The following is a 23901-nucleotide window of genomic DNA, read 5'->3' on the forward strand; positions in this document are numbered from 1 at the left end:
CGTCCCGAGCACGGACCCGTCGTGGCTGGTCACGTGGGTGCTGTCCGATCGAAACAGGGGAACAGGGGAACCACATGTCGATCACGAACAGCACCACCACCAGCAACACCGACGACGCGACGAAGGGCCGTCGCCGCCGCTGGACCCGTCGAGCTTCCGGTGTCGTCGCTGCCGGGGCCGCGGCGATCCTCGCGATCGGTGTCGCGTCGCCCGCGCAGGCCGCGACCGAGACGACGACACGGGTCACCGCGGTCGGGCAGTACACCTCGTCGGTGAGCTACCCGCAGGTCGACGGATCGAGCATCAGTCTCGTCGTGTACTCGAACTGGTCGTCCGTCTCGTCGTCGTCCGCCCATCTCGATTCCGTCAGGGTCTGCGTCGGTGCGTTGCCGGGCGGCGCGCCGAACTTCATCTCGCCCACGGTGACGAGCTACCACCCGGACGGCAACCAGGACCACGGGACGAAGGACATCCCGTACGCCGGGTGCAACACCTACTCCGTCGGCCGGACGTTCTCGACGTACTCGGGCGACGTCCGAGGCCAGATCGGCCTCACGTGGGTCGCACTCCCGTTCGGCGGCGAGGGTGCCCAGTCCGTCTTCGTGCAGTACAACAGCTGACCGAGCCGCGCTGGCGACCGACGGTCCGCGAGAGCCGGCCAGTCGTCACACGGGAGGCCCGTGGCGGATCCGCCACGGGCCTCCCGTCCGTCGTCAGCAGCGTCAGGCGACCGGCGCGACCGGCAGGTGCTGCGCCCACCAGGCGAGGACGTGCTCGAAGCGCTGCACGCGGTGGCGGGGGCGCCCGGAGCGCGAGAGCTCGTGGCCCTCGCCGGGGAACACGAGGAGCGACGCGTCGACCCCGGCCCGCTTGAGTGCGACGAACTGCCGGTGCCCCTGCTCGATCGGGCAGCGCCAGTCCTCCTCGGAGTGCGCGACCATGAACGGGATCGACACCTGGGCCGCGTACGTGAGCGGGCTGCGGCGGCGCTGCTCCTCCGGGTCCGCGCCGACGTAGGCGTCCGCGAAGAACCAGCCGATGTCGGAGCTGCCCGCGAAGGAGTCCCAGGCGTTGACCGCGCGTTCGCTCCACGCTGCGACGAAGCGCTCCCCGTGGTGGGCGGCGACCCAGCTCGTCATGAAGCCGCCGTACGAACCGCCCATGATGCCGACCCGGCTCGCGTCGAGGTCCGGACGCTCGAGCGCCGCGTCGAGCAGGGCGAGCACGTCGTCCACGTCGACCGTCCCCATCGCGCCGATCACCGCGCGGCCGTGGTCGAGTCCGTAGCCACCGGAGCCCCGGGGGTTGCCGATCACGACCGCGTAGCCGGCGCTCGCGTAGACCTGCGCCTCGTCGAAGAACGCCCAGGTGTCCTGGCCGAACGGTCCGCCGTGCACGACGCGGAGGACCGGGTGCGGGCCGTCGCCCTCCGGCAGCACGACCCAGCCGTGCACCGGGGTGCCGTCCGGGGAGGTGCCGGTGAGCTCCTCGATGCGGCGCACGCCGGGCGCGGACGCGACGTCGCGGAGGGGCGCCGCGTAGTCCGTGAGGACGGTCGGCTCGGCGCTCGCGCCGTCGGTCGGCTCGGCGCTCGAGCGGTCGGTCGGCTCGGCGCTCGCGCCGTCGGTCGGCTCAGCGCCCGCGCCGTCGGTCGGCTCGGCGCTCGCGCCGTCGGCGAGGTCGACGACGAGGACCTCGCCGGGGGAGTCGATGGTCGCGGCCGTCGCCAGCAGCACGTCGCCGGCGACGTCGAAGCCGGACACGACGAGGTGACCACCGAGCACGACCTCGAGGTCGTCGAGCCCGACGGGGCCGTCCGCGCCGCCGCGCACGCGGCGGACGCCGACCGTGCCGCGGTCGAGCACCGCGACGAGGACGTCCTCGGCGTGCACGACGGGCGCACCGGTCACGTCGACGGTCTCACGCGCGGTGAGCCGCACCGGGTGCGCGCCGTGGTCCGCGCGCCAGAGACCCTGCGGCTCCGCGACGAGCTGGCCGTCGGCGTGCGACGCGCCCGTGAAGAAGACGGAGCCGGTGGGGCCGACGGTGACCGCGCCGACCGAGCCCTCGGTGCGGATCGCGAGCGTCAGTGATCCGTCCGCCAGGTCCACGCGGTACAGGTCGTCGTCGTGGGTCTCACGGGCGCCGAGGTCGCGGGGCGCCACGACGAGGAGGGCGCTGCCGTCCGGGTACCAGACGGGGGAGCCCAGTGAGCAGGTCGCGCTCGTCAGGGCGGTCCGGACCGGCTCGGCGTCACGGTCGGTCACGTCGACGACGACCACCTGCTGCGGCTTGTCGAGCAGGTAGCCCGCACCGTCGACGTGGAAGTCGAGACGTGTGATGAGGCGCGGGGCCTCGGCGGCCGAGGCGGGCCGTCGGTCCTCGTCGCCCGTGGCCGCGGAGCCGTACCGACCCGGCTCCGGGAAGCGGGCCGTCACGGCGACGCGCGTGGAGTCCGGCGACCAGACGGGGGCACCGGCCCCGAGCGGCAGCGCGGTGACGACGCGTGCCTCGCCGCCGTCGACGGGTGCGACCGCGACCTGCGGACGGTCGGCTCCGTGCTCGTCCGTGACGACCCGGAGGAAGGCGAGCGACCGGCCGTCGGGCGAGAGCACCGGAGCGGAGTCACGGTCGCCCACGGTCCAGCGCACGGGGCCGGAAGCGGTCACCTGCTCGACCGTGGTGCGGTACGTGTCGGCGTCGACGTCCGGACGGGACACCGAGACGAAGGCCGCACCGCCGGTGCGCGGGTCGCCGGAGAGGGTCGGAGAAGACGGGACGTGGAGGTGGTGGATGTCGTTGGCGAGCACGCTGCCACGCTACGGCCACCACGGTCCGACGCGTCCGGAACTGGCCGCCGAGCGTTCCGCGACCATTCACCCTCGGGAGGTGTGTCCGCAAGACTGCGGACAATCGCGGGCGCAGTCAAGCACCCACGTTGCGCATCCTGCCCCGCAGACGCAGGTTTCCACAGTCTCACGCAACGATCCGCAGGCTACGTTTCCGGTGTGTAACAACTTCTTCCGGGATTTTGAGGCCCCTCCGACGGACACCTATGGTTCTTGCGAACGCGCCGTGGAGCCTGCCTCCTGTCGTGTTCGGTCACATTCCATCAGGAGGATCACAGAGTGAACATCACCAAGAAGCGAGGGCGCCAGCTGCTCGGCGCCGTCGCCCTGGCCGGGGCGGCCGCGATCGCCCTCGCCGGTTGCACCACTTCTCCCAGCGCCAACGAGTCGGGTTCGGCGTCGAACAAGACCATCACCGTCGCACAGGTCAACGAAGTCACGTCGTTCAACTACAACACCCCCCAGGGCAACCTGGACATGAACGGCATGATCAACTACATGACCCAGCCGCAGTTCGTGACGCTGGGGTCGGACTACAAGATCACGCCGAACACCGACCTCGGCACCGTCAAGAAGCTCAGCGACGACCCGCTGACGGTGAAGTACACGCTGAACAAGAACGCGAAGTGGTCCGACGGCAAGCAGATCACCTCTGACGACCTCCTCCTGGGTTGGGCGCAGGCCTCCGGTTACTACGACTCCGCGACGCAGGACGAGAACACCGGCAAGGTCACGAGCGGGACGCAGTACTTCTCGCTCGCGTCGGCGTCGCCGTTCAAGACCGACTACCCGACGGACATCACCAAGGACTCCATCACCATCAAGTACAAGGAGCCCTACGTCGACTGGCAGCTGGTGAACCCGATCCAGTTCCCGGCGCACGTCGTCACGGAAGAGGCGGGCACCACGGTCGACGACCTCCTCAAGGCGCTCAAGGACACCCCTGCCGGTGACCCCGCCAAGCCCGCCGCCGCGAACTCGGTCCTCAAGAAGGTCGCCGACTTCGTCAACACCGGCTACGACAAGACCAGCCTGCCGAGCGACAAGAAGCTGCTCGTCTCGGGCGGTCCGCTCATGGTCTCCGCGTGGACCCCGAAGCAGTCGATGACCCTCGTCCCGAACCCCGAGTACACGGGCGACCACAAGGTCAAGTTCGGCAAGCTCGTCGTCCGCTTCATCGGTGACGCGAACGCGCAGGTGACCGCGCTCCAGAACGGCGAGGTCGACGCGATCCAGCCGCAGGCCTCGGCCGACACGGTGAAGGCGCTCGACGCCGCCTCCGGTGTGAAGACCATCGAGGGCTCGCAGGTCGCCTACGACCACCTCGACCTGAACTTCGGTTCGTCGGTTTTCAAGGACGAGAACGTCCGCAAGGCGTTCCTCCTCACCATCCCGCGTGAGCAGATCCTGAACTCGATCGTCACCCCGATCAACAAGGACGCCAAGGTCCTCGACTCGCAGCTCTACCTGCCGGGCCAGGACGGCTACGACGAGACGGTCAAGAACAACGACTCGTCCACCTACGACAAGGTCGACATCGCCGAGGCGAAGAAGCTCCTCAACGGTGCCACGCCGACCGTCAAGATCCTCTACAACACCGAGAACCCGAACCGCGTGGACACGTTCCAGGCGATCCAGGCCTCGGCTGCGAAGGCCGGGATCAAGGTCGTCGACGGCGGCTCGCCCGACTGGTCCTCGCTCCTCGCGGGCGGCGACTACGACGCCTCGATCTTCGGTTGGGTCAACCCGGGTGCCGGCAACGCCGCGATCCCGCAGCTCTTCCAGACGAACAACTCGGGCAACTACAACAAGTTCAACGACGCCACTGCCTCGAAGCTCGCTGTCGAGACCCAGAGCACGCTGGACGAGTCCAAGCTGAACGACATGAAGATGGAGATCGACAAGATCGCCTTCGACAAGGCGTACGGCCTGCCCCTGTTCCAGAGCCCCGGCCTCTTCGCCACGGGTTCGAACCTGAAGGGCGTCCAGTACTTCGGCGGCCAGACGGGCATCTTCTGGAACGTCTGGGACTGGACCAAGTGACCCTGACCGGTCGCTGATCAAGCACCACGCACGAGGGGGCGCCGGACTCGACGAGTCCGGCGCCCTCCCGTGAGCCGGGACCCTGACCGGCACACCACCTCTGGCCGAGACCCGGCCCCACACCGCTGAGCATCGTCGAAGACGACGATGCGGCGGGACCCAGTACCCTTGCTGCTCGGGTCGCCCGATCGGACGATCAGCAGCTCGAACCACCACACCGGAGAGGCACCCATCGCCCATGGTGAGTTTCATCGCGAGACGGATCCTCGTCTCGGTCCTCATCCTCATCGCCGCGTCGTTCATCATGTACAACCTGGCGGCGATCGCGGGGAACCCCCTGCAGGACCTCCAACAGAGCAACTCGCCGAACCGTGAGCAGCTCATCGCCGCACGAGTCGCAGCGCAGCACCTCGACCTGATTCCGCCGCTCCGCTGGGGTCTGTGGATCAGCGGCGTCGGCAAGTGCGTCATCGGCCAGTGCGACCTCGGCGTCACGTTCCAGAACCAGCCGGTCGCCCAGCTGCTCCCGCAGGCCGTCGGCTCCACCATCCAGCTGGTGACGTTCTCGTTCATCCTCGCCATCATCTTCGGCATCGGTCTCGGCGTCGTGACCGCGCTGCGCGTCTACTCGGGCTTCGACTACTCGATCACCCTCGTCAGCTTCTTCCTGTACTCGCTGCCGTCGTTCCTGATGGCCGTGCTCCTGAAGTCGTTCATCGCGCTGGACTACAACAACTTCCTCGTCGACCCGAAGATCCCTCCCGTCAACCTCGTCGTGATCGCCGTCGTCGTCGGTCTCGTGATCCAGTTGATCGTCGGTGGCATCCTGAAGCGTCGCCTGATCGTCTTCGCGATCAGCGCGGTCGTGACCGCTGGCATGCTCCTGCTCATGCAGGCCACGGGCTGGTTCACCGACCCGTCGCTCGGCCCGGTCTTCGTGATCCTCTTCAGCGCGGGCATCGGCCTGGCGATGGTGACGCTGCTCGCCGGCACGAAGAACCGGCGTGCGTGGCTCGTCGCGGGCATCAACGTCCTCGTCGCGATCATCTGCTACTTCGCGCTGCAGGGCCTGTTGAACATCTCGTCCGCCGGGACGATCGTGATCCTGGCCGTCGCCACGATCGCCGTGGGGCTCATCTCGGGCTTCCTCGTCGGCGGCCACGACCGCGGGCTGATGATGCGCATCGGCGCACTCACCGCGTTCCTCAGCGCCGGCGTCATCCTGCTCGACCGCTTCATGCGGTCCTGGATCGACTACACGCAGAACTACGTGTCCCGTCCGATCGCGACCGTCGGCTCGCAGACGCCCGGTCTGACGGGCGACTTCTGGATCACCGGCATCGACACCTACACGCACCTGCTGCTGCCGACGATCTCGCTCCTGCTCATCAGCTTCGCGAGCTACACCCGGTACTCGCGATCGGGCATGCTCGAGGTCCTCGACCAGGACTACGTGCGGACCGCACGTGCGAAGGGCCTGCCGGAGCGCACCGTCATCGTCCGCCACGCCCTCCGCAACATGCTCATCCCGATCGCGACCCTCGTCGCCACCGACATCGGTGCGCTGCTGGGTGGTGCGATCATCACCGAGCGCGTGTTCGCCATCTCGGGCATGGGCAGCCTGTTCAACAGCGGCCTGTCGATCACCGACGTGAACCCGGTGATGGGGTACTTCCTCGTCATCGCGATCACGGCGATCGCGTTCAACTTCCTCGCCGACCTGGCCTACTCGGCCCTCGACCCGCGGGTGCGTGTCCGATGACCGCCGACGCCGCGGTCACGGACCCGACCAGCCTGACGGACCTGCACCTCCAGGAGGACCACCGATGAGCACCATCCAGGGCGGCGCGCCGCTCGAGCCGAACATCGGCGACGGCACCGACGTCGGCCAGACCCCCGACTCGCACGAGAAGCGCGTCGGGGAGAGCCAGGGGCGGATCATCCTCCGCCGCTTCCTCGCCAACAAGCTCGCGGTCATCGCACTCATCGTGTACGTCCTCGTGCTGGTCTTCGCCGTGTCCGCGGTCGGCCTCGGCCCGATCCCGGGCTGGTGGCACTACTCGTACAAGGCCCTCGAGGACCTCCAGAACGGTGGCGCGCCGACGGCCGACCACCCGTTCGGGCAGGACCGCATCGGCAAGGACTACTTCGCCCTGACGATGCGCGGGATCCAGAACTCCGTGCTCGTCATGATCGTGATCGGCCTGTTCGCCACGTTCATCGGCGTCGTCGTCGGCGCGATCGCGGGCTACTTCCGCGGCACCGTCGACGCGGTGCTCATGCGCATCACCGACATCTTCATCGTCATCCCCGCGATCGTCATCGGCGCCGTGGTCGGCAAGACGGCGAACGGCCTGGGCGCCTGGGGCCTCGCGCTCCTGCTCGGCCTGGTGTCGTGGATGGTCATCGCCCGACTCGTCCGTGCCGAGTTCCTCTCGCTCCGTGAACGCGAGTTCGTCGAGGCGGCCCGGGTCGCCGGGGCGTCCGACGCGCGGATCATCTTCCGCCACATCCTGCCGAACGCGATCGGCGTGATCATCGTCTCCGCGACGCTGCTCATCGCCTCCGCGATCCTGCTCGAGACGGCGCTCAGCTACCTCGGCTACGGCATCAAGGCGCCGGACTCGTCCCTCGGCCTGCTCATCAGCCAGAACCAGTCGGCGTTCCAGACCCGCCCGTACCTGTTCTGGTGGCCGGCCTCCTTCATCGTGCTGCTCGCGCTCTGCGTGAACTTCATCGGTGACGGCCTGCGCGACGCGTTCGACCCGCGCTCGAAGCGGTTCAGCCTCCGCAAGACGCGGGAGCCGCAGAACAGCGCCGGCTCGGAGATGATCAGCGCGTGACGTCCGCCGCCCTCCTAGCGTGCCGCGACGGCGAACCAGCCGCCGACGGCCGTCACCGCGAGCAGCGCGATCGACGCCCAGTGCAGCGTGACCGGGACGCGGACGGCGTCGGCCGTGCCGAGTTCGATCGCGTCGCGCTCGCGGAGCTCCTCCCAGCGGTGCCGGACGAGGTACGCGGCGTCGCCGGACGCCGTGGACAGCAGGTCGCCGGCCCGTCGGTGTCCGCCGTCGAGGTCCGGGACACTGCGGCCGTGACGCTGCTCCTGGCGACGGGCGAGGGCGACGCCGGCACGTCCCGGCGCGGGGGCCGCCCACACCGAGACGCGCCGGCCCGGCGTGACGAGCGTGAGGGCGAAGCGCGTGTCGACGTGCACGAGTGCCGCCCAGGGCACGCGGACGGTGTGGAACACGTTGACGACCTCGATGCCGTCGTCGTCGACGGTCATCCGCGGTCGCCAGAGCACGATCCAGCCGAGTGCGACGCCGAACAGCGTCGGCACGACGGCCAGGGCCCGGTCCGACCAGGTCGTGTCGGTCGCGGTCGTCGTGGCGAAGAGCAGGGCCACGATCAGCCAGAGCGCGATCGCGAGACCGCGGTTGAACTTGGACACGAACACATCGCGCGTCGACGGGGAAGCAGGCATGCCTCCATCGTCGCAGGTCAGGGCCCCGTGACCCGACGCCTGCCGCTCCGTCGTCAGCGCCCCACCAACACCACCCACGCGGCCGCCACGAGCGGTCGGGAAAGGACCGGACGTCGTTGAGCACGCCCGCCTCCGCGGCCACCACCCCGGCCGCCACCAGCACCCCCGTCGTCAAGGTCTCCGGACTGGACGTCGACTTCGCGGTCGACGACGTCTGGACCCCCGCGGTCAAGAAGCTGTCGTACGAGATCCGTTCCGGTGAGGTCCTCGCCCTCGTCGGTGAGTCCGGCTCGGGCAAGTCCGTGAGCTCGATGTCGATCCTCGGGCTCCTGCCGCGGAACGCACGCGTGAACGGCTCGATCGAGTTCAACGGCAAGGAGATCCTCGGCCTGCGGTCGGCGCAGCTCCGGGAGTACCGAGGCAAGGAGATCGCGGTCATCTTCCAGGAGCCGATGACGGCCCTGAACCCGGTCTTCACCGTCGGCTCGCAGATCGTCGAGACCCTCCGCATCCACTACGGCATCTCGCCGAGCGAGGCGAAGGACCGCGCCATCGAGCTGCTGACGCTCGTGGAGATGCCCGACCCGCAGAAGGCGTTCAACTCGTACCCGCACCAGCTCTCGGGCGGCCAGCGGCAGCGCGCCATGATCGCGCAGTCGATCTCCTGCGACCCGAAGCTGCTGATCGCCGACGAGCCGACCACGGCCCTCGACGTGACGGTGCAGGCCGAGATCCTCGACCTCATCCGCGACCTCGCGGGCAAGCTCGGCAGCGCGGTCCTCCTGATCACCCACGACATGGGCGTCGTGGCGGACCTGGCGGACCGGATCGTCGTGATGCAGCAGGGCGTCGCCGTCGAGACCGGGTCCGTCCGCGAGGTCTTCGCAGAGCCGAAGCACGAGTACACCCGCACGCTCCTCGACGCCGTCCCGCGCCTCGGCCAGGCCGGCGACACCGTGATCGACCTCACCGAGACCCTCGAGTCCGTCGTCGAGAGCGACGCGCCCGTGCACGTCGGCGCGGAGCCGGTGCTCCACACCGACGTCGTACCGACGCTCGGTCCGGCCGTGCTCGAGTTCTCGAACGTCGTCATCGAGTACCCGGGCCGCGGCCGCGTCAAGGCGTTCCGCGCGATCGACGGTGTCGACCTCTCGGTCCACGAGGGAGAGGTCGTCGGCCTCGTCGGCGAGTCAGGGTCGGGCAAGTCGACCCTCGGCCGCGCGGCCATCGGGCTGCTGCCGATCACCTCGGGTGGTCTCGAGGTGACGGGCGTCGACCTGTCGAAGCCGACCCGCTCGCTCGTCCGCAAGGTCCACCAGAACGCGGGCATCGTCTTCCAGGACCCCTCGTCGTCGCTCAACCCGCGCATGACGATCGGCCAGTCCATCGGCGAGCCGCTGCTCCTGGCCAAGGGCATGAAGGGCCGCGAGCTCGAGCGCGAGGTCGAGTCCCTGCTCGAGGCGGTACGGCTGCCCACGTCGTACTCGACGCGCTTCCCGCACGAGCTGTCCGGCGGGCAGAAGCAGCGCATCGGCATCGCCCGGGCGCTCGCCCTCCGCCCGAAGCTGCTCATCGCCGACGAGCCGACGTCGGCCCTGGACGTCTCTGTGCAGGCGACGGTGCTCGAGCTCCTCAAGGACCTCCAGCGCGAGTTCCGCTTCGCGTGCCTCTTCGTCACGCACGACCTCGCGGTCATCGACGTGCTCGCCGACCGCATCGCGGTGCTGCACCACGGGCACCTGGCGGAGGTCGGCACGCGCGACCAGATCCTCCGCGACCCGCAGGACCCGTACACCCAGCGACTCATCGCCGCGGTGCCGCTGCCGGACCCCGACGTCCAGCGCGAGCGGCGCGAGCTGCGTCGTCAGATCCTCGCGGCCGGCTCGGACGAGTAGCGCTGACCGCGCAGGACGCCCCCTGACACCGGTGCGGTGTCAGGGGGCGTCCTGCGTCCGGCCTGGAGGCACGGGTCACGCCCGCCCCGCCGGCTCAGCGGGCGACGGCGGCGGTGCGCTCCGTGAGCAGGTGGTTCTGGTCCGTCTGGACGCACGCCACACCGCGACCGTGCACGTCCTGCAGCCTCGGGTCGACCGAACGGCACTGCTGCTGCCGGCCATCGTCGAGGAGCTGGTAGAGCGGGCACCGGGTGCGGAACCGGCAGCCCTCGATCCGGTCCGTGGGGGAGGGCAGGTCACCGTCGAGCAGGATCCGCCCGCGCGCAGCCTCGGCCGAGGGGTCCGGCACGGGCACCGCTGAGAGCAACGCGCGGGTGTACGGGTGCTGCGGGTCGTCGAACACCCGGTCGCCCTCGCCGTACTCGACGATCCGTCCGAGGTACATCACCGCGACGTCGTCGGCGATGTGCCGGACGACCGAGAGGTCGTGCGCGACGAACAGGTACGAGAGGCCGAGGCGGTGCTTGAGGTCCTCGAGCAGGTTGATGACGCCGGCCTGCACGGACACGTCGAGCGCGGAGACGGGCTCGTCGAGCACGAGGATCTTGGGCTCCACGATGAGCGCCCGGGCGATGCCGATGCGCTGCCGCTGGCCGCCGGAGAACTCGTGCGGGTACCGGTCGATGTAGCTCGGCTCGAGTCCGACGAGTTCGAGCGAGTCACGCACCCGGCGGCGGATCTCGTCCTTCGGGACCCCGTGCACGGTGAGCGGCTCGCCGATGACGGAGCCGATGTCGAGGCGCGGGTCGATCGAGGCCATCGGGTCCTGGAAGACGACCTGGATGTCGCTCCGGAGCGCCCGGCGGTCCTGCTTCGTCAACGTGCTCGTGTCGACGCCGTTGACCTTGATCGTGCCCTGCTGCGCGCCGGCGAGCTCGAGGATCTCCATGATCGTCGTCGTCTTGCCGCAACCGGACTCACCGACCAGGCCCAGGACCTGGCCGCGCTTCAGCGTCAGGGAGATGCCGTCGACCGCGTGCACCTCGCCGATCCGGCGGCGGAAGACGGCGCCCTTGGTGAGCGGGAAGGTCTTCACGACGTCGTCGAGCTCGAGCACCACCTCGTCGCCGTGGTCGATCGACGCCTCGGGGACGTCCGCGGGGCGGGGGAAGATCTCGGAGCGGGCGAGCGTCCCAGCGGCGATCTCGTCGCGCCGGATGCAGGCGGCCGTGTGCTCGTCGGCGGGGAAGCCGTTCGTGATCGTCGGCGTGGTGCCGGTCAGGACCGGGTTGTCGGCGCTGGAGGCCACCGTGGGTGCGACCAGCGCCGGCTCGCCCTCGCGGCAGGCGTCGAGCACGGCAGGGCAGCGGTCGGCGAACGGGCAGCCGGTCGGCTTCTGGGTGAGGAGCGGCGGACGGCCGTCGAGCGGCACGAGGCGCTCGGCCCGCGACGACGCCATGTTCGGCATCGACCGCAGCAGGCCGATCGTGTACGGCATCACCGGTTCGCGGAACAGCGGCTCGACCGGGGCGGTCTCCACGATCCGGCCCGCGTACATCACCGCGACCCGGTCCGCGTTGCCCGCGACGACGCCGAGGTCGTGCGTGATGAGGACGACGGCGGCACCGGTCAGGTCCTTCGCCTTCTGCAGGACGTCGAGGATCTGCGCCTGGATCGTCACGTCGAGTGCCGTGGTGGGCTCGTCGGCGATGATGAGCTTCGGGTCGTTCGCGATCGCGATGGCGATCATCGCGCGTTGGCGCATGCCGCCGGAGAACTCGTGCGGGAAGGCGTCGAGCCGTCGTGCCGGGTTCGGGATGCCGACGGCGCGCAGGAGTTCCTCGGCGCGGGTGCGGGCGGCGTGCGGGGTGAGCGCCCGGTCGTGGAGCCGCAGCCCCTCGATGATCTGCTGGCCGATCGTGTAGACCGGTGTCAGGGCCGACAGGGGGTCCTGGAACACCATGGCGATGTCGCCGCCGCGGAGCTTCGACAGCTCGCGGTCGTTCAGCCCGAGGAGCTCACGACCGCCGAACCTGATGCTGCCCTCGACCTTGGCCGACGACGGGAGCAGCCCCATCACGGCCATCGACGACACCGACTTGCCCGAACCGGACTCGCCGACGATGCCGAGGAACTCGCCCTGGTTCACCGTGTAGTCGACCCCGCGGACCGCGTACACGGGCTTCGTCGACGGGTTGAACGTGACGGAGAGGTCGGAGACGGTGAGCAGCGGCTCAGTCACGGTTGGCTCCAGAGGTGGGGTCGATGGCGTCGCGCAGGGCGTCGCCGAGCAGGCTGGTGGAGAGGACGGTGGCGACCAGGGTCGCGGCCGGCAGGACGAACAGCCACGGCCGGGTGACCGCGGACTGGCTGCCGGCGGCGAGCAGGGTGCCGAGGGACACGTCCGGCACCTGGATGCCGAAGCCGAAGAAGCTCAGGGCGCTCTCGGACAGGATCATCGCCCCGACGCCCAGCGTGGCGTCGATGATGAGCAGCGACGCGACGTTCGGCAGGATGTGCCGACGGATGATCGTGAACGACGGCACGCCCATGAACCGCGCGGCCTTGACGTAGTCGCGCTCGCGCAGCGACATCGTCTGCCCGCGGATCACGCGCGCCATGATCATCCAGCCGAAGATCGCCAGACCGATGATGAGCGCCAACCAGCTGAGGCTCTTGAACAGCGGGCTGAGGAGCACCAGGGCGTAGAACGACGGGATCACGAGCAGCAGGTCGATGCCCCAGACGAGCGCTCGGTCGACGAAGCCGCCGAAGTAGCCCGCGATGGCCCCGACGATGCCCGCGATGAGGGTCGCGGCCGGGCCGGCGATGAGGCCGATGAGCAGCGACTTCTGCAGGCCGACGAGCGTCTGGGCGTAGATGTCCTGCCCGATGTCGTTCGTGCCGAACCAGTGCGACGCGCTCGGCGGCATGCCGAAGGCCAGGCCGTCCGAGTCCACCGCGTTCCAGTGGTAGAGGTACGGGCCGACGAAGGCCCAGAGGATGATGAGCAGGAGGGCGCCACCACCGATGCGGGCGCGCCAGGTGCCGAACACCTTGCGCCAGAGCGGCGTCCGGCCTCCCTTCACCTCGACGACGTGCGCCGGCTCGCCGGCCTTGCCGTCGCCGGGGTCACCGGCGGTGGTCGTGGTCGTGGGGTCGAGTACGGACACGGGTCACACCCTCACTCGCGGGTCGAGCGCGGCGTAGAGCAGGTCCGCGAGGGTGCCTGCGATGAGCACGAGGATCGCCGTGAAGAGGATCGTGCCCGCTGCCGCGTTGATGTCGTTGTTGCTGATGCTCTGGACGAAGTACTCACCCATGCCGTGCCAGCTGAAGACCAGCTCGGTGATGCTCGCACCGGTCAGGATGAGGCCGAACGAGTAGGCGAAGAAGGTCGACATCGGGATGAGCGCCACGCGGACCCCGTGTCGCATGATGGCGGATGCCCGCGTCCGACCCTTGGACCGCGCGGTCCGGATGTAGTCGCTGGACAGGACGTCGAGCATCGCCGAGCGCTGGTACCGGGAGTACGAGGCGACCGCTCCGACCGTGAGCGAGATCGTCGGCAACAACAGGTGCACGAGCCGGTCGCCGAGGACCGGGAAGAACCCCGTCACCCCCGGGGTGTACTCGCCGGTGAAGCTGATCACCTGTGTGCCGACGGCGTTGTTCGTGGTCGTCGCGAGGATCATCAGGACGACCGCGATGACGAACGGCGGGGTCGCGAGCACCGCGAACGACAAGTAGGTCGAGACCTGGTCGGACGCCTTGTACTGGCGGACGGCGTTCCAGACGCCGAGCAGCACGCCGAGGAGCGCACCGAGCAGCGTGCCGATGACGAGGAGCCGGAGACTGGTGCCGGCCCGGGCGAAGATGTCGGAGGTGACCTCGGTCCCCCGCGAACTGATCCCGAGGGAACCGTGCGTCAGGAGGTTCACCCACCAGTTCCAGGTGCGGACGAGGAGCGGCACGTTGGGGTCGGCGCCGAGCTTCTGCAGCGACGCGTCGATGGTGCCCTGGGGAACCGCGGGGTTCCGGCCCAGGAACCGTGCTGCGGGGTTGAGCGTCGCGCTGGCGAGGATGTAACCGAGGGTCGTCGCGACGATCGTCAGGATCACGTAGTTGACGATCCGCTTCGCGAGGAAAGCAAGCATGTACGGGGACCTCTTGGGTGCGGCCGTCCGTCCGGACGGCGTTGTTCGGTCCGGACAGGCTAACGGCTCCGGACCGCGGAGGGTGATCGACAGCGACGCTATGCGGCCCGCGTTACGAGCATGTTTCGATCTCGTACGATCGCCCGCTTCGACGGTGGACGTGTGCCAGGGTTCTTCACCAACAGGCGTGTCAGCCGGGGGCTGCCGCGCGTCTGCGCCTCGGCGCGAACCACACGGAAAGGGAATCCTCGCCATGCGAATGAGGATCAAGACGACGGCCGTGCTCGCCACGGCAGCCGCAGCAGCACTCGTGCTCGCGGGCTGCTCGGGCGGCGGGAACGCCGGAGGAAGCAGCTCGGCCGTCGCCCAGTCGACGCTGAAGTCGACGGGCTGGACGACTGCCGACCGGAGCGACATCAAGGACGGCGGCTCACTCACGCTGCCGATCGACTCGGCTCCGGCGAACTTCCAGGTCAGCAACCTCGACTCCGGCACGGTCGACGACGCCACCATCTCGGGTGTCTACCTGCCTGGGTTCATCCAGTTCAAGGAGAACGGCGAGTGGGAGGTCAACAAGGACTTCGCCACCTCGGTCGAGCTGACGAAGGACTCCCCGCAGACCGTCGAGATCAAGATCAACCCGAAGGCCACCTGGTCCGACGGCACCCCGATCACCGAGAAGGACGTCGAGGCCAACTGGAAGGCCCTCAACGGGACCAACAAGGCCTTCGCGCCCCTCGCCACCAACGTGTGGGAGGACGTCGACTCGGTCAAGCAGGGCTCGGACGAGCGTGACGTCGTCATGACGTTCTCGAAGACGAACGCCGACTGGCCGAGCGTCCTCGGGACGATCTACCCCTACTGGGCCGTCGACACCCCCGACCACTTCAACAAGGCGTGGGCCAAGGGCCCGTACGCGGCCGACGGCAAGACCTACGTCTCGGGCGGCCCGTACATCGTCAAGTCGTTCGACAGCAACGGTGGCGTCCTCACGTTCGAGAAGAACGCGAAGTGGTGGGGCGACGCGCCGAAGCTCGACACGATCGTCTTCAAGACGGTGTCGCGTGACGGAGTCGCCCAGGCGTACGCCAACAAGGAGTTCGACGCGTTCAACCTGAACGGCTCCGCCGACAACTTCAAGACCGCGAACACCCGCAGCGACTCGAAGATCGAGCGCTCGCTCGGCACGACGCAGCGGCAGATCACCCTGAACGGCACCTCCGACGTCTTCAAGGACAAGGAGGTCCGCCAGGCGTTCGCGCAGGCGATCAACCGACAGACCCTCGCCCAGGCGATCCTGTCGCCGGTGAAGAGCCCGGTCACGGTGCTCAACAACCTCATCTACCTGCCGGGTCAGAAGGGCTACACCGACCACGCCTCCAGCGTGTACGGCTACAGCGTCGACAAGGCCAAGCAGAAGCTCGAGGACGCCGGCTGGAAGATCGGCTCGGACGGCTACGCGGCGAAGGGCGGCAAGACGCTGTCGGTCCGCTTCGTGATCCCGTCCGACAACCAGAACTCGGCGAACATCGCGCAGCTCGTGCAGCAGCAGACCAAGGCCGCCGGCTTCAAGGTGACGATCGACACCGTGCCGACCGACGACTTCTTCACGAAGTACATCACCACGACGACGCGCGACTTCGACGCGACGTACTTCGCCTGGCAGGGCACGCCGTTCCCGGTGTCGTCCACCAAGTCGATCTACTACCCGGCGAACTCGGGCCAGAACTACATGGGCATCACCGACGACTCGCTCGGCGGCCTGTGGGACACCGCGAACGGTGAGCTCGACGCCGATGCCCGCATCAAGGACGCGAACGCGATCGACAAGGTGATCGTCTCGCTCGCCGGCACGATCCCGCTGTTCCCGGAGCCCTACGCGTGGGGCGTCCGCAAGGACCTCGTGAACTACGGTCCGGCGCAGTTCCAGCAGTCCTCGGTGAAGTGGCAGGACGTGGGCTACGAGAAGTAAGGACGTGGGCTACGCGAAGTAGTCGACGCACCCACGCACCGCACACGACACCCCCGGCGCCTCGGCGCCGGGGGTGTCGTCGTGACCGGGGGGGGGGGCGACCGCTCAGAGCTGGGCGGCCGCCATCGTCGCGACGAGGCCGAGCACCACCAGGGCGAGCACCGACCAGCCGTGCGCACGGTGTGTGATCGGCGCCGCGGCGACGCTCGCCGGGGGCGGGCCGTCCTGCGGACCGGCCACGGGGACCATCGCACGCACCTCGTCAGCCGCGGCGTCGACGGTGAGCCGCACCGTGCCTCCCGGCCGGTGTGCCGCGAGGCGGGCCGACGGCCGCGTCGCGATCCAGGTGCGGCGGACGCCCTCGCTGGAGACGACCTCGAGGCCGTACCTGGTGCGCACCTCGGTGATGCGCTTCCAGGCGTAGCTGCTCGTGCGCCGGACGTCGACGACGCGGAGTGCGTCGGGTGTGAGCTCGATGCGGGGGCGCCAGAGCGCGGCCCAGGCGAGGAACGCGATGAAGACGCTCGGGATCGGGGCGAGCCAGGGGGACCCGTCCCCGACGAGGGCGAGGGGGACGAGCGCGACGGAGGCGGCCCAGAGCACGACGGCGAGCACGCGCATCCCGGGCGCGACGATGACGGTCACGCACACAGCGTAGGAGAGACCGATCGAGTGTTCCGAGAGTGCCTCCCCGGAGACATCCGGGGAGCGGGTGTGACACACCGGCGCGTATCTCCGGATGACCCGATTCTCCGGGGAGGCAAGTCCTACGTGGACCTCTCGTTCCACCAATGGTCCCCGGACCCCCGTTCGGGTGTCAATACCCCAGGCTGGGAGATTCCGGAGATCGACACGCCGTCAGGAGACGAGTTGCTCGATCTGCTCGCGGATGACCTCGGCCTTCGGGAACCGCAGCCCGACGAGACCGATGTGCCGCCAGCGCACGATGCCGTCCGGTCCGATGACGAAGACCGACCGACGGAGACCGATCCCCGGGGCGCGGACGCCGTAGGACCGGACGACCGCGCCGGACGGGTCGCTCAGGAGGGGGAAGGTGAGCGAGGACCCACGGGCGAACACCTCGTGCGAGTCGAGCGCCTGCGGGCTGATGCCCCACACGACGGCACCCAGGTCGTCGAAGTCGTCGAGCTCCTCCTGGTAGCTGCACAGCTGCGCGCTGCACACCGGGGTGGCGTCGCCCGGGTAGAAGGCGAGCACCACGGTGCGACCGATCTGCGCGGAGAGGTCGTAGACGCCGTCCGTGCGCGTGCCGTCGCGGACGACGGTGCCGGCCAGGCTGAACGCCGGTGCGGGTTCACCGACCTCGGGGATGCTCATGTGCTCACGGTACGGCCGGTGGCGACGTGGCTGTCCGCGGAGCGCTGTGGATCTGCTGTGCGTCCCCAGGAGTGGGGTGCACGGTGTCCGTGAGGTCGCTGACGCCCAGACGGGGGTGGCAGCACGCGGCACGCAGTGCGCGGACGGTCGCCCGGCGCCGTCACCGGAAGAGCTGCGGGAACGCGGCGGCCACCCAGGGGTACCCGACGAACACGACGGCGTCGAGCAGGCAATGTGTGATGACGAGCGGGAGGAGCCTGCCCCACTTCGTGTAGATCCACCCGAACACGACGCCCATCACCGCGTTGCCGACGAACGCGCCGAACCCCTGGTAGAGGTGGTAGCTGCCGCGCAGCACGGCCGTGCTGAGGATGACCTGCCACCGGCCCCACCCGAGCCCGCCGAGTCGCTCGTAGAGGTAGCCGATGACGATCACCTCCTCCTGCAGCCCTGACCGGACCGCCGAGAGCAGCAGGACGGGGATCGTCCACCAGTACGAGTCGAGCGCCGCGGGGTCGACGTTCACGGTGAAGCCGAGGGCCCTGCCCGTGAAGTACAGCGCGAGCCCCGGGATGCCGATGCACAGTGCGATGAGCGCCGCGCCGCCGAGGTCCGGACGCGCCCGGAAGCGGTCGATGCCGAGACGGGACAGGTGCGGGCGCGTGGTGCTCCACAGGAGGTAGCAGACGAGCGCGACCGGGGCGAGGTCCACGGCGATGCCGACGAGCTGCCGCGCGAGGTCGACGTACTGCACGGTCGTCGTCGACTGGTTGAGCGCGGTGGACTGCTGCCCGAGCGGGGTGGTCTGCGAGAGGTCGTCGATGATCTGCAGGATCGAGTAGAGCGCGCTGCCGCCGAGGGAGAGCATCAGGACGATCGTGATCTCGGTCCACGTTCGCCGTCGGCTCATGTCCTGTACTCCTGTCGCTTGCGAACTACCGGTAGACTGGCGTGTCGGGCGTTCTGCCCGCGGGTGCCGTGTGTCCACGACGACCGGCCGCCCGATCTTCTCCGAACACTTGAAGGATGTCCTGTATGGCGCTCGCCACCCGGTCCGACCTGCGCAACGTCGCCATCGTGGCACACGTCGACCACGGCAAGACCACCCTCGTCGACGCGATGCTCACGCAGACCAACTCGTTCGACGCCCACTTCGAGGGCGAGGACCGGATGATGGACTCGAACGACCTCGAGCGCGAGAAGGGCATCACCATCCTCGCGAAGAACACCTCGGTGCTCTACAACGGGAAGCACGCCGAGGAGTTCAACCCGGGCGGTCGCATCACGATCAACGTGATCGACACCCCCGGCCACGCCGACTTCGGCGGTGAGGTCGAGCGCGGCCTCTCCATGGTCGACGGCGTCGTCCTGCTCGTCGACGCGTCCGAGGGCCCGCTGCCCCAGACCCGCTTCGTGCTCCGCAAGGCGCTCGCCGCGAAGCTCCCGGTGATCCTGCTCGTCAACAAGACGGACCGCCCGGACTCCCGCATCGACGAGGTCGTCTCCGAGTCGCAGGACCTGCTGCTCGGCCTGGCCTCCGACCTGTCGGACGAGGTCGACGACCTCGACCTCGACGCCATCCTCGACGTCCCCGTGGTGTACGCCTCGGGACGCAACGGCGCCGCGAGCCGCAACAAGCCGAACGACGGCGAGCTGCCGGACAACGACGACCTCGAGCCGCTGTTCGAGGCGATCCTGCAGCACGTGCCGGCTCCGACCCACGACGACGAGCACCCGCTGCAGGCGCACGTCACGAACCTCGACGCCTCGCCGTTCCTCGGTCGTCTCGCGCTGCTGCGCATCTTCCACGGCACGATGAAGAAGGGCCAGACCGTGGCCTGGGTGAAGCACGACGGTTCCGTGCAGAACGCCCGCATCACCGAGCTCCTCATCACGAAGGCGCTCGACCGCTACCCGGCCGAGTCCGCGGGCCCCGGTGACATCGTCGCCGTCGCCGGCTTCGAGGACATCACCATCGGTGAGACCCTGACCGACCCCGAGGACGTCCGTCCGCTGCCGACCATCACGGTCGACGACCCGGCGATCTCGATGACGATCGGCACCAACACCAGCCCGCTCGTCGGCAAGGTCAAGGGCCACAAGCTCACCGCCCGCATGGTCAAGGACCGCCTCGACCGCGAGCTCGTCGGCAACGTCTCGCTCAAGGTGCAGGACATCGGCCGCCCCGACGCGTGGGAGGTCCAGGGCCGCGGCGAGCTCGCACTGGCGATCCTCGTCGAGCAGATGCGCCGCGAGGGCTACGAGCTCACCGTCGGCAAGCCGCAGGTCGTCACGAAGAAGGACGAGAACGGCAAGACGCTCGAGCCCTACGAGCACATGACGATCGACACGCCGGAGGAGTACCTCGGCGCCATCACCCAGCTCATGGCCGCCCGCAAGGGCCGCATGGAGAACATGGTGAACCACGGCACCGGGTGGATCCGCATGGAGTTCATCGTGCCGTCGCGTGGCCTGATCGGCTTCCGCACGTCGTTCCTCACCGAGACCCGCGGCACGGGCATCGCCAACGCGATCTCGCACGGCTACGGCGAGTGGGCCGGCCCGATCCAGACCCGCATCAACGGCTCGATCGTCTCCGACCGCGCCGGCGTCGTCACGCCGTTCGCCATCACGAACCTCCAGGAGCGGATGACGTTCTTCGTCAACCCGACCGAGGAGGTCTACGAGGGCATGGTCATCGGCGAGAACTCGCGCGCCGACGACATGGACGTGAACATCACGAAGGAGAAGAAGCTGACGAACATGCGTTCGTCGACCGCCGACACCTTCGAGTCGATGACCCCGTCGCGGCAGCTGTCGCTCGAGGAATGCCTCGAGTTCGCGCGCGAGGACGAGTGCGTCGAGGTCACCCCGGACGCCGTCCGCATCCGCAAGGTGGAGCTGGACGCGCAGGCCCGCCAGCGCGCCTACGCCCGCCTCAAGCGCCAGGATGCGTAGGCACGTCGCGTAGGCACGTCGCCTAGGCGGCAGGCGCTCCAGCCTGGAGGCCCGTCATCCGTCCGACGGCCCGGTCACCTCGTCGAGGTGGCCGGGCCGTCGGCGTGTCACGGCCCGGTTGTACGGTGGTCTGCGTGACGTTCGATCTGCTTGCCATCTACCAAGACCTCCACGCACACCCGGAGCTCGGCTTCCAGGAGCACCGGACGGCGGGGGTGATCGCCGAGCGGCTCGCGGAGCTGCCCGGTGTCGAGGTCACCACGGGCGTCGGCGGCACGGGCGTCGTCGCGGTCCTGCGGAACGGCGAGGGGCCGACGATCTGGCTGCGTGCCGACATGGACGGGCTGCCCGTGCAGGAGCGCACCGGTCTGTCCTACGCGAGCGAACACACCGGCCAGGACGAGTCCGGCGCCACCGTCGCGACCATGCACGCCTGCGGGCACGACATCCACGTGACCTGGCTCCTCGGCGCGCTCGAGCGGCTCGTGGCGACCACCGACGAGTGGCACGGCACCGTGGTCGGCGTGTTCCAACCGGCGGAAGAAGTGATCTCGGGCGCCCGGGCGATGATCGACGACGGGCTCGTCGAGCGCTTCCCGGAACCCGACGTCGTCCTCGGGCAGCACTCCGCTCCCGCCCCGGTCGGCACCGTCGCGGTCGGCTCCGGCCCGGTGATGGCGTCGAGCGACCGGCTGACCGTCACGTTCAACGGTCGCGGTGCGCACGGTTCGGCACCGCAGGCGTCCCTCGACCCGATCGTCACCGCCGCGTCCGCCGTGGTGCGGCTGCAGACCGTCGTCTCGCGCGAGGTCGCCCCGAGCGACGCCGGGGTCGTCACGGTCGGCTCGTTCCACGCGGGGACGCGCGCGAACATCATCCCGGACCAAGCGGTCATCGAGATCTCCACCCGCGCCCGCAACGAGGAGACCCGCGGCCGGATCATCAGCTCGATCGAGCGCATCGTCCGTGCCGAGAGCGAGGCGGGCGGCCTCCCCGCGCCGACGATCGAGCGGGCGCCGGGTGCGGACGTGCTCGTGAACGACCCGGAGCAGGCGGCGAAGGTCCTCGCCGCCGTCCGCGAGGCCGTGCCGAACGCCATCGACCTCGAGTCCGGCCTGGCGATGGCGTCGGAGGACGTCGGCCAGCTCGCGACCGCCGCGGGCGTGCCGATCGTCTACTGGTTCACCGGCATCACCGACCCGGAGCTCTTCCGCACCGGGCAGGAGATCCCGAGCAACCACTCGCCCTTCTACGCACCGCAGGCCGAGACGTCGATCCCGGTCGGCGTGGACGCGGCCGTGGCCGCGGCGCGCGCCTACCTGGCCTGACCGTCGTCGGACGGGAGGTTCACAGCGAACGCGCGCCGGGCCTCCCGTCAGACCATCTAGGGTGCTGCGCATGCGCACCCCGACCCGCACCCTGATCGCCGCCGTCGCCGCCGGCATCGCCCTCGCCGGGCTGAGCGGCTGCTCCTCCGACACCGTCCGCCAGGCGACCGACCTCGGCTCGTCGGTGGCATCGGACGTGTCGAGCGCGGTGCAGGGCATCGACGGCACGGCGATCCAGGACGGCATGGCCTCGGTCGCCGGGGGCATCGACGGCGCGCTCGACACGGCGCTCAAGGGCGCGAAGGTGACCTCGGACGGGCAGCTGCCCGACGGGTTCCCGACGAAGGACGTGCCGCTCGTCGACGGTACGGTCCTCGGCGGGGGATCGGGCCCGGACGGCTCCGGTTGGGTCGTCCAGGTCCGGGTCGGGTCGGTCGACGAGTTCCCGGCCGCGGCCGACGCCCTGACCGGTGCCGGGTACACCGAGTCGGTGAGGCGGGCGGACTCCTCGAGCGCCTTCGGGCTGTTCCGGAGCGACGGGTACCGCGTCGTCCTGACGTTCGCGAAGACCGACGCCGGGGTCACCGCGACGTACATCGTGACCTCGCGGTAGACCCGTCCCGTACGCTGGGCACCGATGTCCGAGGCCCCCGTCACCCGCCCAGAGCGCGTCCTGTTCGTGCACGCCCACCCCGACGACGAGACCCTCGTGTCGGGCGGGACGATCGCCACCCTGCTCGAGCTCGGGGCCGAGGTCACCGTCCTCACCGCGACACGCGGCGAGCGGGGCGAGATGCTCACCGCCGAGCTCGCACCGCTCGAGGGCGACGGCCCGCGCGTCGCCGCCCACCGCGAGGGGGAGATCGCCGCCGCGCTGGCCGCGCTCGGTGGCCCGGCGCACCTCTGGCTCGGGGGAGCCGGAGCGCGCCCGACCGACCTGCCCGAGCGTCGCTACGCCGACTCCGGGATGCAGTGGGGGCCGGACGGCCGCGCGACGGCTGCCGACGACGCCCCGGCGGACTCGCTCACCGCGGCGGACCTCGGCGAGGTCGTGGACGACGTCCGTGCCGCGATCCGGTCGACGATGGCGGACGCGGTCGTGAGCTACGCGGACGACGGCGGGTACGGGCACCCCGACCACGTCCGGGTGCACCACGCGGCCCGGTACGCCGCGCGCGCCGAGGAGGTCCCCTTCTCGATGATCGTCGGACCCGACTCCGGACAGGCCGACCTCACCGTCGACGTCGTCCCCGTGCGGGCGAAGGTCCGTGCGGCGCTCGAGCAGTACCGCTCACAGCTGACGGTCGACCCGGTCGACCCGTCCGACCCGATGGCGCTCTCCTGGGTGATGCCCCACGGCGAACGCCAGCACGCCCCCGCCGTCGAGGCCTTCCGCCACGACACCGACCCGGCCGCGCCGGCGCCGCAGACCTTCGCCGAGTTCTCCCCGCAGGGCAAGGCGACCGCGGTCGTCGTGTCGTTCGTCCTCGGACTCGTCGCGGGCGGCCTCGGCTCCGTGACGCACCAGCAGACGATCGGCGCGTTCCCCGTCGGTATCTTCCTGCCGACCCTCATCGTGATCGGGCTGCTCGCGGGCATCCGGCTGCTCTACCGCTCGCGGGTGCTCGTCGTCGCGGTGTGGCTCGGCATCGCACTCGCGACCACGTTCCTGCTCCAGCTCGTGCTCGCGAACGCCGCGGGCTACACGTGGATGATCGCGCCGACGGCCGTCGCGTTCGTCGTGCTCGTCTGGCCGGACTTCGGCGACACCCGTCGCGCGGTCGGACCCGGCGGGGGACCGGCGACGACCGAGGTCCCCCAGGCGGCACCGTCGGACGCCGGCCTGTCCGGATCCGCCCAGGGCCGCGAGTAGG

The 23901-nt window shown here is 69.7% G+C and carries 18 protein-coding genes; 10 read left to right on the forward strand and 8 right to left on the reverse strand.

What is annotated here, in order from left to right; all coding sequences use genetic code 11:
* Positions 1–74: 74 nt before the first annotated feature.
* Entirely contained in the window at positions 75–620 is a 546-nt protein-coding gene (locus ABC270_RS06175) for a hypothetical protein (RefSeq protein WP_412879981.1), read from the forward strand.
* Positions 621–722: 102 nt separating this feature from the next.
* On the opposite strand, the gene ABC270_RS06180 is transcribed toward ABC270_RS06175, so the two are convergent.
* A complete protein-coding gene (locus tag ABC270_RS06180; protein ID WP_412879982.1) occupies positions 723–2810 on the reverse strand; it encodes a prolyl oligopeptidase family serine peptidase in 2088 nt (695 codons plus the stop codon).
* Positions 2811–3128: 318 nt separating this feature from the next.
* On the opposite strand from ABC270_RS06180, the gene ABC270_RS06185 reads away from it, so the two are divergent.
* The 3 genes from ABC270_RS06185 (at position 3129) to ABC270_RS06195 (ending at position 7735) form a co-directional block, all read left to right on the forward strand.
* Positions 3129–4892, forward strand: a complete 1764-nt coding sequence (locus tag ABC270_RS06185) for an ABC transporter family substrate-binding protein (protein WP_412879983.1) — start codon at positions 3129–3131, stop codon at positions 4890–4892.
* 238 nt (positions 4893–5130) lie between these two features.
* Positions 5131–6654, forward strand: a complete 1524-nt coding sequence (locus tag ABC270_RS06190; RefSeq protein WP_290132526.1) for an ABC transporter permease — start codon at positions 5131–5133, stop codon at positions 6652–6654.
* A gap of 64 nt (positions 6655–6718) precedes the next feature.
* A complete protein-coding gene (locus tag ABC270_RS06195; RefSeq protein ID WP_290132525.1) occupies positions 6719–7735 on the forward strand; it encodes an ABC transporter permease in 1017 nt (338 codons plus the stop codon).
* Between the two features lie 14 nt (positions 7736–7749).
* On the opposite strand, the gene ABC270_RS06200 is transcribed toward ABC270_RS06195, so the two are convergent.
* Complete coding sequence (locus ABC270_RS06200) at positions 7750–8379, reverse strand: PH domain-containing protein (protein ID WP_412879984.1); 630 nt, start codon at positions 8377–8379, stop codon at positions 7750–7752.
* 116 nt (positions 8380–8495) lie between these two features.
* Here ABC270_RS06200 and ABC270_RS06205 point away from each other — a divergent pair, with 116 nt between their 5' ends.
* Complete coding sequence (locus ABC270_RS06205) at positions 8496–10274, forward strand: ABC transporter ATP-binding protein (RefSeq protein ID WP_412879985.1); 1779 nt, start codon at positions 8496–8498, stop codon at positions 10272–10274.
* 94 nt (positions 10275–10368) lie between these two features.
* On the opposite strand, the gene ABC270_RS06210 is transcribed toward ABC270_RS06205, so the two are convergent.
* The 3 genes from ABC270_RS06210 to ABC270_RS06220 are packed head-to-tail and all read right to left on the reverse strand — an operon-like array spanning position 10369 to position 14431.
* Complete coding sequence (locus ABC270_RS06210; RefSeq protein WP_412879986.1) at positions 10369–12516, reverse strand: dipeptide ABC transporter ATP-binding protein; 2148 nt, start codon at positions 12514–12516, stop codon at positions 10369–10371.
* The gene (locus ABC270_RS06215) at positions 12509–13447 is read right to left on the reverse strand and encodes an ABC transporter permease (RefSeq protein WP_412879987.1); all 939 of its coding nucleotides are present in this window, start codon (positions 13445–13447) and stop codon (positions 12509–12511) included. The genes ABC270_RS06210 and ABC270_RS06215 overlap by 8 nt, the downstream gene beginning before the upstream one ends.
* Positions 13448–13450: 3 nt before the next feature.
* Entirely contained in the window at positions 13451–14431 is a 981-nt protein-coding gene (locus ABC270_RS06220) for an ABC transporter permease (RefSeq protein ID WP_412879988.1), read from the reverse strand.
* A gap of 253 nt (positions 14432–14684) precedes the next feature.
* On the opposite strand from ABC270_RS06220, the gene ABC270_RS06225 reads away from it, so the two are divergent.
* Positions 14685–16403, forward strand: a complete 1719-nt coding sequence (locus ABC270_RS06225) for an ABC transporter family substrate-binding protein (protein WP_412879989.1) — start codon at positions 14685–14687, stop codon at positions 16401–16403.
* Positions 16404–16508: 105 nt separating this feature from the next.
* Here the strand turns inward: ABC270_RS06225 and ABC270_RS06230 are convergent, their stop codons facing one another.
* The 3 genes from ABC270_RS06230 to ABC270_RS06240 all read right to left on the reverse strand — a co-directional run bounded on the left by ABC270_RS06230 (position 16509) and on the right by ABC270_RS06240 (position 18651).
* Positions 16509–17048, reverse strand: a complete 540-nt coding sequence (locus tag ABC270_RS06230) for a PH domain-containing protein (protein ID WP_412879990.1) — start codon at positions 17046–17048, stop codon at positions 16509–16511.
* A 213-nt stretch (positions 17049–17261) separates the two neighbouring features.
* Entirely contained in the window at positions 17262–17741 is a 480-nt protein-coding gene (locus ABC270_RS06235; protein WP_412879991.1) for a peroxiredoxin, read from the reverse strand.
* A gap of 160 nt (positions 17742–17901) precedes the next feature.
* Positions 17902–18651: a CPBP family intramembrane glutamic endopeptidase gene (locus tag ABC270_RS06240; protein ID WP_412879992.1), complete on the reverse strand. Its 750-nt coding sequence runs from the start codon at positions 18649–18651 to the stop codon at positions 17902–17904.
* A gap of 125 nt (positions 18652–18776) precedes the next feature.
* On the opposite strand from ABC270_RS06240, the gene typA reads away from it, so the two are divergent.
* From typA to ABC270_RS06260, 4 genes are all read left to right on the forward strand, one after another.
* Complete coding sequence (gene typA / locus ABC270_RS06245) at positions 18777–20699, forward strand: translational GTPase TypA (protein WP_412879993.1); 1923 nt, start codon at positions 18777–18779, stop codon at positions 20697–20699.
* A 134-nt stretch (positions 20700–20833) separates the two neighbouring features.
* Complete coding sequence (locus tag ABC270_RS06250; protein WP_412879994.1) at positions 20834–22027, forward strand: amidohydrolase; 1194 nt, start codon at positions 20834–20836, stop codon at positions 22025–22027.
* A gap of 70 nt (positions 22028–22097) precedes the next feature.
* Entirely contained in the window at positions 22098–22640 is a 543-nt protein-coding gene (locus ABC270_RS06255) for a hypothetical protein (RefSeq protein ID WP_412879995.1), read from the forward strand.
* A 24-nt stretch (positions 22641–22664) separates the two neighbouring features.
* The gene (locus ABC270_RS06260; protein ID WP_412879996.1) at positions 22665–23900 is read left to right on the forward strand and encodes a PIG-L family deacetylase; all 1236 of its coding nucleotides are present in this window, start codon (positions 22665–22667) and stop codon (positions 23898–23900) included.
* The last annotated feature ends 1 nt before the right edge of the window (position 23901 follow it).

The sequence above is a fragment of the Curtobacterium phoenicis genome (assembly GCF_047238015.1).
Classification (GTDB): Bacteria; Actinomycetota; Actinomycetes; order Actinomycetales; family Microbacteriaceae; genus Curtobacterium.